We start from the raw sequence: 488 nt of genomic DNA, 5'->3' as shown, positions 1-488 counted from the left end.
TGATATTATCAGTCGCATCACCTGCTACTATAGCCAATGTTCCATTAGCCAATGTATAATCTGTTCCGCTGCCTGTTGCAGATCCTGTAACGGTGTAATCAACTGAAACTGTCAATCCACTTGCAGCTGATAAATCAACTTGTAGATTAGGACTACTTACAGATTCATCTCCATTTGAACTTGTCGAATTAAAGGCTATTATTGGTGTTCCATCATCATCATTAATCGTATAAGTATGAACTGTATTAGTTTCCAATGTGGCATTGACAGGATTTGATAAGGTAACAATGACTGTTTCGTTATTCTCATCTAATAAATCGTTGACAATACTAGCAATTGTAATATTATTGGTAGTAGTACTCGCTGCAATAGTCAGTGTTCCATTAGCCAATGTATAATCTGTACCACTGCCTGTTGCCGTTCCTGTAACGGTGTAATCAACTGAAACTGTTAATCCACTTGCAGCTGATAAATCAACTTGTAAATTC

General features: G+C 36.9%; 1 protein-coding gene. It reads right to left on the bottom strand.

What is annotated here, in order from left to right; translation table 11 throughout:
* Positions 1-488 (bottom strand): Calx-beta domain-containing protein (locus DWB61_RS17605; protein ID WP_225423422.1); only part of this gene is annotated, 488 nt, incomplete at both ends.

Source organism: Ancylomarina euxina (assembly GCF_003863355.1).
GTDB classification, from domain to species: Bacteria; Bacteroidota; Bacteroidia; order Bacteroidales; family Marinifilaceae; genus Ancylomarina; species Ancylomarina euxinus.
Note: the sequence above shows the minus strand (reverse complement) of the source record. Positions and strands in the feature narration are given on the sequence as shown.